This window comes from Dactylosporangium fulvum (genome assembly GCF_025137375.1).
GTDB classification, from domain to species: domain Bacteria; phylum Actinomycetota; class Actinomycetes; order Mycobacteriales; family Micromonosporaceae; genus Dactylosporangium; species Dactylosporangium fulvum.
The window spans coordinates 7,600,977-7,615,731 of record NZ_CP073720.1 but is presented as its reverse complement, the minus strand read 5'-3'; the positions used below and the strand labels follow the sequence as shown (position 1 = coordinate 7,615,731).

Here is a 14,755-nt window from a genome sequence, read left to right as displayed (position 1 = left end):
ACGAACGCCTGCGGGTCGCCCGGCCTATGCCGCCGCCACGCCGGCAGACGTCATGGCGAGCCAGTCGGTTGTCGGGCGGCGGATCCAGAAGTACCCGCGCAGACCGTCGGCCAACCGCCGGGCCTCCGTCCCGAGACCGTTCCTGGTGGCGTGCCGCACGAGCGCGACGATGTTGGCCAGCTCCGCGTCGAGCCACGCCCGGGCCATGTCGGTGTCGGCGAAGGCGTACGGTTCGATCGGGTTCGGCTCCGGCGGAAGGCGCACGGTGTGCGGGTAGAGCAGCCGGATCGCGCCCTCCACACCGGCGCGGTATGCCCGGCACAGCCGCTCGATCACGGCCGACCACTCGGGCGGGGCGTCGCTGCGTCGGGCCTCATCGCAGGCGTATGCCCGCAGCAGGCCGTGCAGGCTGTACCGGCCGTGGTGCCGTTGCACCATGTGCGCGGCGGTGAGCGCGTCGAGCGCCGCGGTGACGTCGCCGGCATCGGCATCCGGGCCGATGAGGGCGGCCGCGGTTTCGGCGGTGAGGTCGTCACCGGGCACCAGTCCGAGCCGGCGGAACAGCACCCGGTGCGGGTGGGCCAGCTGCCGGTATGACATTGCGAACGCGGCCCGCACCGACGCCTGCGGATCGTCGTCCACGTCGAGCTCGCCGAGCCGGCCGTGCGCGGTGAACGCCGCGACGTAGGCGACGAACTCGTCGTCCGGCCGCTCCGCACACTTGGCCGCGGCGATGCGCAGGGCGAGCGGCAGTCGCCCGCAGGCCTCCGCGAGGTCGGCCAGCGCGACCGCGTCGGCGCCGGCCGGCCGGCCGAGCATGCCGCGCAACAGGGCGACCGCGGCGTCCTGGGTGAGCGGCGGCACGGTCAGCCGGCGTGCGTGGTTGACCGCCACCAGCCCGGTGAGCTGGTGCCGACTGGTCACCACCGTCGTGCAGCGCCCGCCCGCCGGCAGCAGCGGCCGGACCTGCTCGGCGCTGCTCGCGTTGTCGAGCACGAGCAGCAGGATCCGGTCAGCCAAGCACGTGCGGTACATGGCCATGGCCTCGTCGACGTCGACCGGGATCTGCGCGGCCGGCACGCCGAGCGCCCGCAGACACCGGGTCAGCGCGGCCAGTGACGTGAGCGGGCTGCCGGTCGACCAGCCGTGCAGGTTGACGTGGAGCTGCCCGTCGGGGAACCGTACGGCCACGCGATGGGCCCAATGTACTGCCAGTGCGGTCTTACCGGCGCCGGCGGTGCCGACCAGGACCACCAGCGGGCCGGGACCGCTCGCGTCGGCGGTATCCGGCAGCAACCCGTCGAGTTCGCGCAGCAGATCGTTACGGCCGACGAGGTCGGGCACGTCGGGCGGCAGGGTGCGGGGCACGACGCCAGTGGTTGCCGGGAACTCGGGCCTCGGCTGCGATACGAATCCGGCTTCGGGGGCCAGCGGCGCGCGATGCCCCTGCAGGGTCGGATCAGCGGCCAGGATCCGCTGGTGCAGCCACTGGAGCGCGGGAGCTGGCTCGACCCCCAGCTCGTCGACGAGGCGTAGCCGGAACCGCCGGAACGTCGCCAGCGCCTCCGAGGTACGGCCACTGCGGTGCAGCGCCAGCATCAACTGCGCCTGAAGCCGCTCACGCAGTGGATGCACCTCGGTGTTGCGCATCAGCTCGGCGACCACGTCGACGTGGCGGTCGGCGCGCAGCAACGCGTCGATCCGGTCCTCCGTCGTGTTGAGACGTAACTCGTGCAACCGGGTCACCAGCGGCTGCAGCGGCGCCGGCAGCTCGATGCCGGCCAGCACATCGCCACGCCACAGCGCCAACGCCTGGCCGAGCCGCTCGATGGCCACCTCCACACTGTCGACGGCCAACGCCCGCTGACCTTCCGCGGCGAGTCGCTCGAACACCTCGGCGTCCAGTTCGTTTGGCTCTACCCGCAGCAGGTACCCGTCGGGTGTGCTGGCAAGCCGGTCGCCCGTCGTCGGAGTGCGGCGCAGCTGGGCGACGTACGAGTGCAGGTTCGCCCGCGCGGACCGCGGTGCCCCGTCGTTCCACAGGCACTCGATCAGTAACGACGTCGGCAGCGGCGTATTAGGATGCAGCAGCAGGACGCCGAGCAGGAGACGCTGCTTGCGCGCCCGCAGGACGACCGGCTCACTGGCCCCGTGGGTTTCGAGCGGACCGAGAATCCGCCACAGCATGATTGGCCTCCCCCCAAGCCGGTTCCGCCACGCCTTTCATGATCGATGGTGGACCTGGTCGGCCGCTACGACGTGATCACGGTTCAGCAGGAGCGACGCCATCAGCGTGCGCGGCTTCCGACCGATCAGAGCGACGTCATGACCGTCCCGTCGTGCCTCGACAGCCCCCAGCAAGCGAATGTGCACAGCCACCCCCGTCGATGTCGTACTGGGGGAAAAGTATTCGGCGCGCGACGCCGGATCGAGGGTTCGGCTGTTCGACAATGTTCGGAATCGTTCGAGCGCCGGCGCGAACGAGTGCCAAGATCTTGTTGTTGCGTCACCGGTTCGCGGTGTTACAGCGCCAGCCGCCGGATCGCGTGCTGGGCGTCACGGCGCACCCGGCCGCGGCCGTACGCAACCTCGTGATGGATCTCGAAGACCCCTACCCGATCCGGCTTTCCTGCGGCCTGTGCCGCCGCCGTCCCCGGCGACCGACGGCCCGCGTCATTCGGTCAGGTCGAGCGCGGCGCGCACGACACTGTCGGTGTCTATGCCGTGGTAGCGGTAGACGTCCTCGATCGAGCCGGACTGGCCGAAGCTGGTCACCCCCAGCGCGATACCGCGTACCCGGTGGATCGTGGACAGGAACGCCAACGTGTGCGGATGCCCATCGAGCACGGTCACCAGCGGAGTGGCGCGGTGGGCGGGGAAGACCTGGTCCAGGATCCAGCTCGGGCTCTGCGACCGGCCTTGCCGGGACTGCAAAGCCTCAAAGAGCAGGCCGGGACTGGTCACACAGAGCACGTCCGCGCCAACCCCGGCCGCCTCCAGCCGGTTGGCGGCGGCCAACGCCTCGGGCACCAGCGCACCCATCGCGGCGATGGTCACCGCCGGGTCGGCGTGCCGGCGCAGCGGGTACGCGCCGGCGACCACCTGGCGACGGCGACGCTCCCGGGCCGCGGGATCCGCCGGTACGGCGGCGAGGGTCTGGTCCACCGAGCGGGTGGACAGCCGCAGGTAGGCCGACGTGCCGTCCGGCCGGCCGAGCCGCGCCAGACTGGCCAGCAGCGTCCACTCCACGTCGATGGCGAATGCCGGCTCGTAGCAGACGCAGCCGGGTTGCTCCAGGCCGATGGATGGGGTGGTGATGGACTGGTGGGCGCCGCCCTCGGGCGCCAGGCTGACCCCCGACGGCGTACCCACCAAAATCGACTGGCCGCCCGCGTAAATGCCGAATGACCACGGCTCGAGGGCGCGGGCCACAAATGGGTCGTAGACCACCCCGATCGGTAGCAGTGGCTGGCCCCACCGGCTCCACGTGGCGCCCAGCTCGCCGAGCAGGCCGACCAGGTTGGTCTCGGCGATGCCTAACTCGATGTGTTGTCCGGACGGGTGCTCCCGCCAGTGCAGAATGGTCTCGCTGTCGTCGGCGAACCAGTCCACCCGCTCGCGCGGCGACCACACCCCGACCTTGTTCACCCAGCCGCCCAGGTTGGTGCTGGAACTGACGTCCGGGCTGACCGTCACCACCCGGCGGGCGACCTTCGGGGCCTGACGGGTCAGATCGAGCAGGGTGCGGCCGAGTGCGGCCTGGGTAGTGGACGTGCCCGACGGGACGCGGCCGATGTCGGTGGGCAGTTCGAGTACGGCTGGGACCGGTACCGGATCGCGGCGCAGCCGCTGCGCGGTACGGGTGCACAGCTGTGTTGCCGCGCTGTCTTGGGGGAATCGCTGCCAGGGTCGCTGCGGGTCGGTACCCAGCCGTGCCGCCAGTTCACGCATCTGCTCGTCGGTCAGCAGCGAGGAGTGGTTCTGCGGGTGCCCCTGGGTGGGCAGACCGTAGCCCTTGACGGTGTACGCGAAGATCACGGTCGGACGGGAGTCGTCGATCGACGCATACGCCTGATCCAGCGCGCGCAGGTCGTGGCCGCCCAAATTGCCGATCGCCTCGATCAGGCTGTTGTCGTCCACGCCGGCGATCAGGCCGGCGAGTTGCTCGGCCCCCTCGCCTTGACCGGGCAGCCGCTCACGCAACTGTTCCGGGGTGCAACGCAGCAACCGCTGGTACTCGGCGTTGCTCATCCGGTCCAGGCGCTCGCGCAACATGTCGCCGCCGGCACGCCCGAACAGGTCTTCCAACAACTGCCCGTACTTGACCGTCAACACCTGCCAGCCCGCGGAGTCGAACATGCCCCGCAACCGGTCAGCGGCCATCTCCGGCACCACCCTGTCCAGGGACTGCCGGTTCAGGTCGACGATCCACACCACCTCGCCCAGCTCGGCGACCATCGGGTCAAGGATGGCCTCCCAGACCGCTCCCTCGTCCAGTTCGGCGTCACCCACCAGCGAGTACTGTCGCCCCATGCCCGGATCGCCGGTCGTGGTCTGCACATACCGCCGGGCCAGGGCGCCCCAGACCGGTGCGGTGGCACCGATGCCCACCGACCCCGTGGAGTAGTCCACCGGGTCGGGATCCTTGGCGCGGCTGGGATAGCTCTGCAGTCCGCCGAAGGCGCGCAGCGTGGTCAGATACTCCTCATCCAGCTCGCCCAGCAGGTAGTTGATGGCGTGCAGTACCGGCGAGGCGTGCGGCTTGACTGATACCCGGTCAACCGGGCGCAGGTGCCGGAACCACAACGCGGTCATGATCGAGGCCATCGAGGCGCTTGATGCCTGGTGCCCACCGACCTTGAGCCCGGATGGATTGGGACGCACCCCGTTCGCGTGGTGCACGATCGAGGTCGATAGCCACAGAACCCGCCGCTGGATCTCGTACAGTGCGGCGAACTCGTCGCTGTCGGGCTCCACCGCGGCCCGGTCGAGCGCTGAACTGGTCATGGTCCACCGGTCTCTTTGCTGTTTGCGTGCAAGAATCGGCCTTCAGAACAGCAAAGGGGGACCGCCTGCACAACATGCTGTTTCATGATTGAGCAGGATGCCCAGTTTGCTGCCCGTGCCGCCATCGGGGAGTGAGCATCGTGCGCAACAACTACTCGGCCGACGCCATCGACGCCCGGCTGCTGCTTGCACTGATCGAGCATCCGCGTGCCACCACCATCGCGCTGGCCGAGCAGGTGGGCCTGTCCCGCAACACCGTGCAGGCGCGGTTGGTCAAACTCGAGGAACAGGGAATCCTGGCCTCTTTCGAACGCCGCGTCGAACCCGACACACTGGGCTATCCGCTCACCGCCTTCGTGAACGTGCAGGTAGCCCAACGCCAGCTCGCCGACGTTGGAGAAGCGCTGGCCGCCATCCCGGAGGTGCTCGAAGTACTTGGGCTCTCCGGCCAGACCGACCTGCTGGTACGCGTCGTGGCCGCCGATGCTGATGACCTCTATCGCATCGCTGGACAGATCCTCGCCAGCCCTGGCGTGGAACGCACCAACACCGCACTGGTGATGCGGGAACTGGTCGGCTATCGGATCACGCCGCTACTTCGCCGGATGACCGAGCCGCGCCGCGCGAAGCGTTAGCCCGGCTGTTTTCGTGCGCCCAGCGGACCTGGAGGTGAGTGTGTAGCTCACCGGCATCGACCTGCAGACCGCGGCGACGGGTGTGCTGCGCACACCCGTGACCGGCCACGGCAGGATGCGGCTTCACACTGACGAGCCGGCTCCAGCACCTGCATCGAGCATCGGCACGGCACAGGGCACAGGCCCTCATCTACGGACTTTTGAGTGTGCATTCGTCGTGCCGGTCGGGTTCCGATGCTGTCTACGATACGTGACAGCAAGATCAGTGGAGGTTGGAGTTTCGTGACCATCTTCGAACTGTCGGATCTCACGGTGGATCTCTCCACGGAAGGCGGCCGGCTCGAACTCACAGATGCGGTGTCGCTGTCCGTCGAGGCCGGCGAGATCCTGTGCGTGGTCGGCGAGTCGGGCAGCGGTAAGAGCGTGACCATGATGGCGGCACTTCGCCTCATGGAGTTCACGTCGCCGATCGGGATCCGTGGCAGCGCCCGGCTCGGAGAGGACGAACTCCTTCAGCTGAGCCAGCGTCAGATGTCGCGGATCCGGGGCCGACGCGTCGGGGTGGTGTTCCAGGAGGCGCAGGACGCGCTCAACCCCACCAAGACCGTCGCCAACCAACTCGCCGAGGCGTACGCGCTGTCGCATGGCATGCGCAGCGCGAGGGGGTGGCGTGACAGCAGGAGGGGCGACGGCCTGAGCGCAGCGGTCGGCCTGCTGGACGAGGTCGGACTGGACGAACGAGTGCTTCCGCTCTACCCGCATCAGCTCTCCGGCGGCATGCAGCAGCGGGTCATGATCGCCATGGCACTGATCGGCGATCCGGATCTGCTCATCGCGGACGAGCCGACAACGGCACTGGACGTCACGGTTCAGGCCGAGGTCCTGAAACTGATCCGGCGGCTTCAACGCGAGCGCGGCATCGCCTGCGTTCTTGTCACCCACGACATGGGAGTCGCGTCCGTCATCGCGGACCGGATCGCCGTCATGTATGCGGGACAGGTTCTGGAGGTCGGCCCGAGGGATGTGATGCTCCGAGCGCCCCAGCACGCATACACCAAGGCCCTGCTGGAGTGCGTGCCCCGTCCCAACACGCGTCTCGTCGGGCGAATGCGAACCGTTCCCGGCCAGCCCCCGCAGCCCGGAAAGATGCCCCAGGGCGACCGGTTCGCCCCGCGCAATGCGCTGGCGACCAGGCGCGACCTGACCGAACCTCCGCCGATGGTGTGGTCGTCGGACAGGACCCACATGGTCCGCTCGTGGGCCCCGGTCATGCAATGGACCGACGAGGCGGTCAACCGTCTCACCGGCCACGTGGCCGACGCCGGCAACTCCGCACGCAGCGCCCCCGCGCTACCGCAGCCCATTGTCGAGTTGCAGGGTGTCAACAAGACGTACGGCGTCACCCGGCGCAAGGATTACGCTGCGATCCATGAGAACGGGGTACCGGCGCACGGACGTCTCGCCTCGGCGCACCGCGCGGTCCAAAACCTGACCCTGACCATCAACCGGGGCGAGTTCTTCGGCATCGTGGGCGAGACGGGCTCGGGCAAGACGACTCTGGGCAAGTTGATCGTCGACCTCGAGCGCGCCGATCCCGGCTCGCTGATCTCCGTCGCCGGCCACGACCTGTCACATCGGCGCGGGCTGGAGGCCGAACGCGCACTCCGCCGCGAAGTCCAGATGATCTTCCAGAACCCGAGCGGCAGTCTCGACCCGAGGCGAACGATCGGCGAGTCCATAGCGGAGCCGATCCGGGCACTGACCGACCTGAATCGCGCCGGGATTCAGAAACGCGTTCGTAAGCTCCTTGACGACGTCGGACTGCCACAGGGCGCGGAGGACAGATACCCGTCGGAGCTGTCCGGCGGCCAGCGCCAGCGGGTCGTGATCGCGCGGGCGGTCGCACCGCAGCCGAGTGTGATCGTCGCCGACGAGCCGACAAGCGCGCTGGACGTCTCGGTGCAGGGCCAGGTGATGAATCTGCTTTTCGATCTGCAGCGCGAGTTCGGCCTGACCTACATCTTCATCACCCACAACCTGAGCCTCGTGACATCTGTCGCCGATCGCATCGGCGTGATGCTCCGTGGCGCTCTGGTCGAAGTCCTGGACTCGACGCTCGTGTCGGCACCACCGCAGCACGAATACACGCGGGCGCTCATGGCGGCCAACCCCGACCCGTTCGTCCCGTCGGCGGCGGATGCGAGCGCGCTGCACACACCGGAGTGAATGCGCACAACGTTGCGACAGGGATCGGGGGCGCACGCCCATCCGCGCCGCCCAGCAGCGCATGTATAACAGTTGAACTCGGGCCTAACGGCGCCCCGAGCTCTGGAAATTTCGTGTCACAGGTCAGTACCGCGAGGGCAAGTGACTACTCAAGGGGCAGGTCCACATATGAAATCTCTATCGCGGTGGTTCACCACCGCTCTCGTCACTGTGAGCATCGCGGCGGCTGCTGGTTGCGGGAGTTCCTCCTCGGAGGGCGGCAACGCGACGGCCACCGGCGAACCGAAGACCGGTGGCACCGTTCGCGCTGCCCTGGGCGGTGACCCCCAGACGCTGGACATGAGCATGGCGGGTGGGCTCACCCGGATCACCATGCAGCACGTGTTCGAGAGCTTGTTCGCACTCGATGCCCAGTTACGCCCCCAGCCGATGCTCGCCGATTCCTACACTGTCTCGGACGACGGGCTGACCTACACCATCAAGCTGCGCACCGGCGTCAAGTTCCACGACGGGTCGACGATGACGGCCACGGACGTGAAGGCCAGCTTCGATCGCTGGATCGCGGTCTCCCCGAACAGCAAGAACGTCAAGGGAAACGTCAAGTCCTCCGAGGCGACCGACGACTCGACGTTCGTCATCACGCTGAACTCGGTACGCTCCACGCTGATCTCCGATCTGGCGTGGATCCAGGGCCCGTTCGTCATCATCCCGGCGTCGGTCGCCACGGCGGCCGGCACCAAGCCGATCGCCCCTGACCGGATTGTCGGTACCGGCCCCTACAAGATGGAGAGCTACAACCCCGGGCGAAACCTGACGCTGGCCCGCTTTGATGGCTATCAAGGCCGGACCGAGAACCCGAGCGGCCGTGCCGGTGCGAAGCACGCTTACCTCGACAAGATCGTGTACAGCTTCGTCACCGACAGCCAGCAGCGCCTGAACGGTCTGAAGACGAGTCAGTACGACTGGGTCCAGACGGTGGACGCCGACCAGCTGCAGTCGCTGGCGAATGACCGGTCGTTCGTCGTCGAGCCCGCGACCGACCGCAACCTCAACGTCGTGTTTCTCAACGGCGCCGAGGGATCCGTTTTCCACTCGCTCCAGGCGCGCCAGGCCGTCAATGCGGCGATCGACAAGCCGGCGATCGCCAAGGCGATGTTCGGTCCGGAGAACCTTTGGAGCCCGCTCACCGGAGCACTGGTATCACCGAGTGTGCCCGACGTCCACTCAGAGGCCGGGCTGAACCTCTGGTCCGAGCACAACACTGAGAAGGCGAAGTCCCTCCTCGCGGCCGGCCTCAACCGGCCTATCAAGATCCTCACGACCAAGACCTACCCGTACATGTACCAATGGGCGGTCGCGGTCCAGGGGCAGCTCTCCGCGATCGGTGTGAAGGCGGATATCGAGGTGCTGGACTACCCGTCCATGGTGGGTAAGGCGGTCGACGATCCGAAGTCGTGGGACATGATGACTACCTACACGCTCGCCTCGTTCGGGAACGTGGCCCAGGTGGAGTGGTTCAACGGGAGCCTCGCACCGTACGGTGCCTTCCCGACGCAGGAGTACAAGACCGGCGTCAACGAGCTGCTCGCCAAGTATGTGGTGGCGAAGGACCAGACAACGGCGCACCAGTACGTCGACCAGCTGCAGCAGCTGTTCTACGACACGATGCCGGCCCTCGTCCTCGGCGAGGTCAGCGACGTCAACCCGCATTCCAGGAAGCTCGTGCTGGGCACGTCGTACACGAACATCTTCTGGAACGCTTCGCTACGTGGGTAGCCGCTGAACGGCAGGGCCGCGTCGTAACCCGGCGCGGCCGCGCCCCCCACACATCCGACACGAGGAGATCGGCTGAAAATCGTGGTACTCCTACGCCGCGTTCGAGACATGGTGATCACCGTATTCATCGTGGCTAGCGCGATGTTCTTCCTGCTGCACGCCATTCCGGGAAGTCCAGCCATTGCGATCCTCGGGACCAATGCCCCGCTGGAGTCCATCGAGCAGCTGAACCGTCAGCTGGGGTTCGACAGGCCGGTCTGGGATCAGTACGGCTCCTGGCTGTGGAACGCGCTCCACGGCGACCTTGGCTTCTCACTCTCCCAGTCCAGGGGAGTCGGCAGTGCGATCGCGGACTTCATGGTCCCGACCCTGTTGATCGCAGCTCTCGCGATGGTGCTGAGCGTCCTTCTCGCCGTCCCCCTCGCCGTTCATACGGTGTCGCACCCCAACTCGCTCCTGTCGCGGTTGCTGCTCTTCGTCAGTTCGGCACTGCTCGCCGTTCCCGGGTTCTGGCTCGCGCTCGTCCTCGTCCTCGTCTTCGCCGTCAGGATCAATGCGTTCCCCGTGAGTGGCTACGTCAATCCCACCGAGGATTTCGGGTCATTCGCGCACCACGTGTTCCTTCCCCTGGTGGTCCTTCTGGCGTACCAGGTTCCCCTACTTGTGCTCACCCTGCGAGAGTCCCTGGCCGGCGAACTGCTGAACGCCTACGCGCGGACGGCACGAGCCAAGGGCGCCGCCGAACGCGAGGTCATGTATCGCCACCTGCTGCCCAACGGATTCCTGCCCACGCTGACGGTGCTGGGCTCGAACTTCGGTCACATGCTGGGTGGCGTGATCATCCTCGAGACGATCTTCTCGATTCCAGGTCTCGGATACCTGCTGAGCTCCGCGATCGGGTCGAGGGACTACAACCTGGTTCTGGGGATCACCGTGTTCACGGTGGTGATCACGATCCTGGTCAATCTGACCGTTGACCTGCTGTATGCGGTCCTGGACCCGAGAGTGAGGTCGGGCAGATGACGCGGATCGGAGGACGCCCGTTGCCGCGCAAGCTCGCCGGCTGGTGGCGCAAGAGCCCGGGATTGTGCTTGTCGACCGGGCTGATCGTCCTGCTCATCCTGCTGTCGGCCTTCGGACCGCTGTTCCTCCAGCCGCCGAACCTGCAGCATCTCCCGGACAAACTGCAGGCCCCGTCCGGGGCACACTGGTTGGGCACCGACGACTACGGCCGTGACGTCCTGAGCCGGGTCGTGTCGGCAGGACGCGTCTCGCTCGGCCTCGGGGCCGCCGTGACGGTCTCGGCGGTACTGCTGGGATCGGTCATCGGACTGGTCGCCGGCTTCTACGGACGCTCGGCCGGCATTCTGATGCGGATCGTGGACGCCCTCCAGGCGTTCCCTGTGATCATCCTGGCGATCGCCCTCGCCGTCGGCCTCAACAGCAAGGTTCCCGATGCCGTCGGCATCCTCATCGCCCTGACGGCCGTGTACACGCCGCTCGTCGCCCGCGTCGTCCGTAGCCGGACAATCGTCCTCGCGAGAACCGGCTACGTGACGGCTGCCAAGGGCTCGGGCGTCCGCGGCGTGCACATCCTGCTCCGCCACGTCGCCCCGAACGCGTTTCCCGCCATCGTGGTCCAGGCGACCTTCGTCTACGCCTCGGCCCTGCTGTCGGACGCGGCACTGGGCTTCCTCGGTCTCGGCGTCGCACCACCGACGCCGACGTGGGGAAACATGGTCGCCGACGCGAAGTCGTCGTTCGAGATAGCGCCGTGGCACATGATCTCGCCGGGCGTGGCGATCGTGATCTCGGTTGCCGCGCTGAGCCTCGCCGGTGACGGGCTCCGCGTGCTCGTCGATCCCCGCTCCCGTGCCGTCGCCGAGTTGCAGCGGATCGGCAGCCGGCGGCGCCGTCGCGGTCCCTCGTCGCAGCTCAAGGACTCGTGAGGTGACGGTTCAGGACGCCCGCGTCCGACGTGCACATGCGCCATCGCAGAAATGAGGGCGCGTGCCCATGGTCCGCGCGGCGTCGCGCAGGCAGGGTTGGATATGCCCTCACGATCAGAGCGACCGCACGGCCCGAACGACCCATGGGCTCGCGCGCCATTCGTGACCTGACACTCCGTTCAAAGGCAGATGCGTGAACATCCCTCGGTCCCGACCCGAGCCATTCGTCGAAACGGCCTTCCAGAGGATCAGCGCCGGTGCACCGGAGGTCTCCCGGACCCAGCTCCGCGAGGTCCTCAAGGAGAGCTACGGGCTCGCCGTCGCACAGATCTCGGAACTCGGCGGCGAGATCGACCAGAACTTGCTGGCCGAGGCTGACGACGGCACCCGGTACGTCGTCAAGGTCCTCAGCGACGCCGCGGATTTCGCGGACATCACCTGGCGCGTGGAACTGCTGCGGCATCTGGGGGAGTCGGTCACCGGCGTGGCCGTACCCCGACCGCTGTCCACCCTGGACGGCGACACGCTCGGTGTTGCCCGTCGCGAGGGGCGTCTCAATTACATCCAGGTTCTGTCCTGGCTCCCCGGCACCCTGCTCAGCTCGCTCAGCAGGCGACCCCCGAGGCTGCTCCAGGGGATCGGTACGACGGCGGCGACGCTGGTGACGGCGCTCACCGACATGGCACCACCGCCGGTCAGCAGGACCCACCACTGGGACCTGACCCGTGCCGACGAGGCGGTCGCCTCGTGCCTGGATCACGTCGCCGATCCAGACCGGGTCGCCCTGGTGACCCGGGTGATGACCCGCTACGCGGCACTGCGGGAGCGTATCCAGTCGCTGCGGAAGTCGGTGGTACACAACGACCTGAACGACTTCAACATCCTGGTCGCCCGGGACGCGAACGGGTGCCACCAGGTGAGCGCGGTGGTGGACGTCGGCGACGCGATGTACACCGCACGGATCGCGGAACTCTCCGTGGCCGTGGCCTATGCCATGCTGGGGACCCGTGACCCGCTGCGCGCGGCCACCGAGGTCGTCCGGGGATACGCGCGCACGACGCACCTGGATCCCGACGAAATCGGTGTGATATTCCCGCTCGCGGCTGCCCGGCTCTGCGTGAACGCCACGACGTGGACCCGGCGCGCCTCGGCGGACGAGACGGGCGACTACGGGCGTGCCCGGTCGCGGCACTCGTGGGACCTGCTGGCGATGCTCAGTGACATCCCGTTCACCCTCGCGGAGGCCACGTTCCGCGAGGCGGCCGGCCTCGACCCGTGGCCGCGGGGCGTCGCCGTCCGTACGGAGGTCGCGGCCACCTTCGGCGCACGGCTCACCGGCATCACACCGTGCCTGGAGGCCGCACCCGGGAGCACGCCGGTGCAGAACCGGGCGGACCCGCAACCGGCCACCCTCGAACTCGGCATGCGGATCGAGCCCACCGACGGGACTCAGTTCACCACCCCGGTCGGCGGCCTGGTCGAGAGTGCCGACCGTCAGGAGCGAACGGTCACCATTCGCCACGATGGCGGCACGGCAACGCACTGGTCCGTGTGGCGCGGCATCGTCCCTGTCGTCGTCGCGGGTGCCCGGATCGGCGACAACAGCCCCGTCGGAAAGGTCGTCGGTGACAGCAGGGATGAGGACACCGGCCGCGCGTCGTGTCGTCTCACCGTCCTGGCCGAAGAGGACCTCGTCCCGCGCGTTCCTGCCCGGGTGCAACCCTGGCTGCGGAAGGTGTGGGCGGCGTTGAGCCCGGCGCCGGCGCAGCTCGCCGCTCGGGTCGTGGCCGACGATCCCGCTCTGCGTCACGCGGTCGCCGTCCGCGAGCAGTACACCGGACGAGCGCAGCGGTACTACTTCGACGAGCCGATGACGGTCGTCAGCAGCCAGGGCGTCTGGATGAGTGACACGGAGGGCCTGGCGTACCTGGACGCGATCAACAACGTCACGCACATCGGCCATGCCGACCCCACCGTCGCCGACGCGGTCTCCCGTCAGGTCCGTCGCCTGAACACCAACAGCCGCTTCGTGTATGCCCAGTTCGGCCGATACGCCGAGCGACTGGCCAGCCTGCTGCCGGATCCGCTGGCCGTGGTGTATTTCGCCTGCACCGGTAGCGAAGCGAACGACCTCGCACTGCGGATGGCACGGCAGGTCACCGGTCGGACGAACGTCATGGTCGTCGACGGTGCCTATCACGGCAACACCACCGCGGTACTGGAGATCAGCCCTGATCGGTACGACAGTCCGGGCGGCGGCGGGCGACCGGACACCACGCACGTCGTTGTGCAGCCCAACCGTTATCGCGGGCCGTACGGATACGACGACCCGCTCGCGGCCCAGAAGTACGCCGCCGACGTCGCCGACGTCGCACGACGGCTGAGCGCCGAGGGCCGTGCTCCCGCCGCCTTGTTCACGGAGGCTCTGATCGGCTCCGGCGGGCAGATCACGTTGCCGCCGGGCTACCTCGCATCGGCCTTCGAGGCCGTGCGAGCGGCTGGTGGGCTTTGCGTCTCGGACGAAGTCCAGATCGGTATCGGACGGCTCGGGACGATGTGGGGTTTCGAGGCGCACGGGGCCGTTCCCGACATCGTCACGCTCGGAAAGCCGCTCGGCAACGGCATGCCGCTGGCGGCGGTCGCCACGACCAGGGAGATCGCCGACGAGTTCGACCGGGGTATTCGGTACTTCAACACCTTCGCCGGCAACCCCGTCTGCTGCGCGGCGGGCCTGGCGGTGCTTGATGTCATCGAACGCGACGGACTCGTCGAGCGCGCGGCGTCGACGGGTGCATACCTGCTGTCCGGACTGCGCGGTTTGGCAGACCGCCACGCCCTGATCGGAGACGTCCGGGGCGAAGGCATGTACGCGGGAATCGAGCTGGTCCGGAACCGTACGACCAAGGAGCCGGCCGATGCCGAGGCGCTCTACATCAGCCAGCGCATGCGGGAGGAGGGCGTCCTCATCTACCCGAACGGCCGGTTCGGGAACATCCTGAAGATCAAGCCGCCGCTGATCTTCGACCCGAGCCACGTCCAGATCCTGGTCGACACCCTCGACTCGATCCTGACCGAGGACTGGTGACCGGCCGGCCCCATAGCGCTCGGCAGATCTCAGCAATCGGAAGTCGGCGCAAAAAGCAACCAACGTAGAATGTCGGC

The 14,755-nt window shown here is 67.9% G+C and carries 8 protein-coding genes; 6 read left to right on the top strand and 2 right to left on the bottom strand.

Annotation, left to right across the window (positions count from 1 at the left end; genetic code table 11):
* Window positions 1-24: 24 nt before the first annotated feature.
* Both Dfulv_RS34845 and Dfulv_RS34840 read right to left on the bottom strand, forming a co-directional pair.
* Window positions 25-2,187 (bottom strand): AfsR/SARP family transcriptional regulator, encoded by a 2,163-nt coding sequence (locus tag Dfulv_RS34845; RefSeq protein ID WP_259858072.1) that lies wholly within the window; start codon window positions 2,185-2,187, stop codon window positions 25-27.
* Between the two features lie 486 nt (window positions 2,188-2,673).
* Window positions 2,674-5,007, bottom strand: coding sequence for a transketolase-like TK C-terminal-containing protein (locus tag Dfulv_RS34840; protein WP_259858071.1), 2,334 nt, complete (start codon window positions 5,005-5,007; stop codon window positions 2,674-2,676).
* 131 nt (window positions 5,008-5,138) lie between these two features.
* Between Dfulv_RS34840 and Dfulv_RS34835 the strand changes: the two genes are divergently transcribed.
* The 6 genes from Dfulv_RS34835 to Dfulv_RS34810 all read left to right on the top strand — a co-directional run bounded on the left by Dfulv_RS34835 (window position 5,139) and on the right by Dfulv_RS34810 (window position 14,678).
* Entirely contained in the window at window positions 5,139-5,642 is a 504-nt protein-coding gene (locus tag Dfulv_RS34835) for an Lrp/AsnC family transcriptional regulator (protein ID WP_259858070.1), read from the top strand.
* 282 nt (window positions 5,643-5,924) lie between these two features.
* The gene (locus Dfulv_RS34830) at window positions 5,925-7,868 is read left to right on the top strand and encodes a dipeptide ABC transporter ATP-binding protein (RefSeq protein ID WP_259858069.1); all 1,944 of its coding nucleotides are present in this window, start codon (window positions 5,925-5,927) and stop codon (window positions 7,866-7,868) included.
* Between the two features lie 210 nt (window positions 7,869-8,078).
* Window positions 8,079-9,644, top strand: coding sequence for an ABC transporter substrate-binding protein (locus tag Dfulv_RS34825; protein ID WP_259858068.1), 1,566 nt, complete (start codon window positions 8,079-8,081; stop codon window positions 9,642-9,644).
* Window positions 9,645-9,752: 108 nt separating this feature from the next.
* A complete protein-coding gene (locus Dfulv_RS34820; protein ID WP_259858067.1) occupies window positions 9,753-10,667 on the top strand; it encodes an ABC transporter permease in 915 nt (304 codons plus the stop codon).
* Window positions 10,664-11,593 (top strand): ABC transporter permease, encoded by a 930-nt coding sequence (locus Dfulv_RS34815; RefSeq protein WP_259858066.1) that lies wholly within the window; start codon window positions 10,664-10,666, stop codon window positions 11,591-11,593. The genes Dfulv_RS34820 and Dfulv_RS34815 overlap by 4 nt, the downstream gene beginning before the upstream one ends.
* A gap of 193 nt (window positions 11,594-11,786) precedes the next feature.
* Entirely contained in the window at window positions 11,787-14,678 is a 2,892-nt protein-coding gene (locus Dfulv_RS34810) for an aminotransferase class III-fold pyridoxal phosphate-dependent enzyme (protein ID WP_259858065.1), read from the top strand.
* The last annotated feature ends 77 nt before the right edge of the window (window positions 14,679-14,755 follow it).

Excerpts from the sequence above, each read along its gene's own strand:
- Dfulv_RS34820 (WP_259858067.1), top strand. The coding sequence starts at position 9,753 with ATGGTGATCACCGTATTCATCGTGGCTAGCGCGATGTTCTTCCTGCTG.
- Dfulv_RS34845 (WP_259858072.1), bottom strand. The coding sequence starts at position 2,187 with ATGCTGTGGCGGATTCTCGGTCCGCTCGAAACCCACGGGGCCAGTGAG.
- Dfulv_RS34840 (WP_259858071.1), bottom strand. The coding sequence starts at position 5,007 with ATGACCAGTTCAGCGCTCGACCGGGCCGCGGTGGAGCCCGACAGCGAC.
- Dfulv_RS34815 (WP_259858066.1), top strand. The coding sequence starts at position 10,664 with ATGACGCGGATCGGAGGACGCCCGTTGCCGCGCAAGCTCGCCGGCTGG.